The sequence below is a fragment of the Methanocrinis sp. genome, assembly GCF_049974945.1.
Classification (GTDB): Archaea; Halobacteriota; Methanosarcinia; order Methanotrichales; family Methanotrichaceae; genus Methanocrinis.
The window spans coordinates 1-3,218 of record NZ_JBNGCU010000148.1 but is presented as its reverse complement, the minus strand read 5'-3'; the positions used below and the strand labels follow the sequence as shown (position 1 = coordinate 3,218).

The following is a 3,218-nucleotide window of genomic DNA, read 5'->3' as shown; positions in this document are numbered from 1 at the left end:
CAGATTTGCAGGAGAGCTGCTGTCTGTATCTATGCAGAACTTTGCGCCCTTCTCCCCGGCGGCGATGATCCCGACGTCGTTCAGGTCCATCCTCTCCGGCTGGCCGTTGATCTCCAAAACCTTTCCCCTCTCGGTCGCGATCTCGAAGATCCTTGGAAAATCGGCCTCAAATCCGGGCCTCTTTCCGATCAACCTTCCCGAAGGGTGGCCCAGGATGTCCAGATGCTCGTCATCTAGGGCCCTCTCGATCCGGCGGGTCATCCTCTTCCTGGAGAGCTTGAAGCTGGAGTGGACCGATCCGATCACGATCTCGAGCTCGTCCAGGATCTCTTCGGGGTAGTCGAGGCTGCCGTCCTTGAGGATGTCGACCTCGGCGCCCTTCAGGATTCTGATCTCACAGTCGCCTCCGATCTCGTCGATCTCCGCCCACTGCTCTCGAATCGTCTCCTCGTCCATCCCGCCGGCGATCCGGGCGGACTTTGAGTGGTCGGTGATGGCGATGTAGTCGTACCCCCTCTCCCGGGCGGCCCGGGCCATCTCCTCAATGGTGGCGGTGCCGTCACTGTACTTGGTGTGGAGGTGGAGGTCGCCCCTCACATCTTTGGCCGAGACCAGGTCGGGAAGCTCTCCCGCCTTCGCGGCCTCGATCTCGCCCCGGTCCTCCCTCAGCTCGGGAGGGATGTACTCCATCCCCAGCTCTCCGTAGATCTCCGCCTCATCTTCGCAGGGTATCGGATCTCCCGATCCCGGCTCTTTGAAGAGGCCGTACTCGGAGAGCTTCCGGTCCATCTTCAGGGCCTCTTTTCTGAGGGCTATGTTGTGCTCGCGGCTTCCCGTGAAGTACTGAAGCGCCGCGGCGTAGCTCTCCTTTGGGATCACCCGCAGGTCGATGTGAACGCCCCCCTCTTCGAGGATGATCGTGCTTTTGGTCGTCCCCCTCGAGATGACCTTTGCCACCCCCTCCATCCCCACGAAGGCTCCCATCACCCCCTCGGCCTCCTCAGAGGCGACGAGGATGTCCACGTCGCCGATCGTCTCCTTCCACCTCCGCAGGGAGCCGACGTAATCGATCCTCTCCATCGAGGAGGTCATTTTCAGATGGTCCACGATCGATTCTGCCGTGGGCAGGGCCACGCTGATCAGCATCCTCTCTCTTCCCTCTCGATAGGTCTCGATCGCCGCGAGGACGTTCTCCTCTGTCTTCTCTCCGAAGCCGGGAAGCTTCCTGATCCTACCCTCCTCCGCCGCCCTCTCCAGCTCTTCGGGGTTTGAGACCCCCAGCTCCAGGGCGAACCTCTTGGCGGTCTTCGGCCCCACCCCCTCCAGGCTTACGATCTCGGTTATCCCCTCAGAATATTTCTCTCTCAAGTCATCGAACTTCTCGATCCTCCCCTCTTCCAGGTACTCGACGATGTGGTCTGCCATGCTCTCGCCGACCCCGGGGATCTTCTGGAGGGCGTCTCTTCCTCCCTCCTCGTAGACCTCTCCGACGTCTCGTGCGAGATCCTGGATTCCGTAGGCGGCCTTCCGGTATGCCCGGGGCTTCCAGTCAACCTCCTCCAGCTCCAGCATCAGGGCCATCTCCCTGAAGATTCTCGCCAGCTCTCCGTTCGTGGTCATCCTCTCAGAGTCCTGATCTCCTCGACGGTGGTGGCCTCTTCCGGCCCCTTGTCTTCCCTGATATTCAGAAAGCGGGGAAACCGCAGGGCGAGACCCCTCTCTTCTCCTTCCTCCTCTCCGGCGGTATGGGCGGGGCTCCTGGTGATCTCGGCTCCGATGATCTCGATGACCACGGCGGGCTCGTAGAACTGGTCGGGGACCATCTCCTTCTTCAGCTTCAGCCTCGGAGGCCTCTTCGAGATTCGGTAGTCCTCGAGTTCCCCTTCGATCGTCTCGAAGTCCTGGTCAGAAAAACCCGTCCCCACCCGGGTGAAGGTCTCGAAGACGTCCTCTTCCGTGTTGCGGACGGCGCAGAGGAGGGCCCCGAAATGCTCGCTCCTCTTCCCTCGGCCGCTGTAGCTTCCGACGACCACGACGTCGAAGCTCTCCCGCAGCCCCTCTTCGTACTCTCGCTTCCACTTTATCCAGTTCCAGCCCCTCTTGCCCGGCTGGTAGACCGAGCCCTTGGAGGTGGACTTGACGATGATCCCCTCAAACCCCCGCTCTAGAGCCTCCTCAAAGAACCCCATTATCTCTCCGAAGTTCTCCGAGACGATCCTCTCTGCGAGGCGGGCGTCGTCCGACTCGTCGACCGCCCCCTCCAAAAGCCTCCTCCTCTCCGGGTAGGGCCTCTTCAAAAGCGATCTCCCCTCCAGGTATATGAGATCGAAGAGGATGAGGACGACGGGAACCTTCTCCCGGTACTCCTCGACCTCGTACTTCCGCCTTCTCTGCATCAGCTCCTGGAAGGGGAGGATCTTCCCATCCCTGCTGGCCACGATCTCCCCGTCCAGGACCGCCTCCTCCGCCCTCACCGCGGATCTCGCGTACTCGGCGACGTCGGGGTACTGGCCGGTGATATCCGTGAGCCTGCGGGAGAAGAGCTGCACCCTCTCCCCCCTCTTGTGGACCTGGACCCTCTCGCCGTCGTACTTCACCTCGGCGGCGATCTCCTCGCCCTCCACCTTCTCCAGGATCTCGGAGACCTCCCCCACCCTCTGGGCCAGCATCATCTTGACCGGCCTGCCCAGAGAGATCGAAAACCGACGGACGCCGGTGAGGCCGTATCGCGACATCGACTCGCCCACCATCCCGATGTCGGTGCACTTGTTGTAGCCGTCCTCCACCACCCCCTCGTTCTCCATCCCGTCGGTGAAAGCCGAGGTGAAGGCCGAGATTATGGTCGTCTCGCCGACCCCGAGGCGGAGAGAGCCGACGGCTATCCGGACGATGTACTTCGCCTCCCGGGCTGAGGCGTGCCCTAGCAGGCCCGCCAGGTGGTCCGCCCTCCTCTCCGAGCTTCCCGATCCGGAGAAGCGTTTCAGCCGGTGGAGGAGAGAATAGACCTCCTCCAGGGTGAGGGAGCTTCGCCCTCTCGTGCAGGCCGACTCCGCCATGTCCCCCAGGTCGCCAGCCTCTCGGAGCCCTCTTTCCACCTCCTCCTCGTCCAGGTCGAAGGCCCGGGAGACGACCGGGATGGCAGTCTTCTCGCCGATCGATAGGTCCAGGTCGGCGTACTTGGGCCCGATCCTTCCCAGGAGAAAGTAGGAGGAGATCTT

Annotated in this window: 2 protein-coding genes; both read right to left on the bottom strand. The window is 62.2% G+C overall.

The window, feature by feature from the left end:
* On the bottom strand, nt 1-1,620 hold a 1,620-nt coding region (polX, locus tag ACP5EL_RS09900), incomplete at its 3' end, for a DNA polymerase/3'-5' exonuclease PolX (protein ID WP_428402347.1).
* Nucleotides 1,617-3,218: ATP-dependent DNA ligase (locus ACP5EL_RS09895; RefSeq protein ID WP_428402346.1), on the bottom strand; the 1,602-nt coding region annotated here is incomplete at its 5' end. The genes polX and ACP5EL_RS09895, both read right to left, overlap by 4 nt.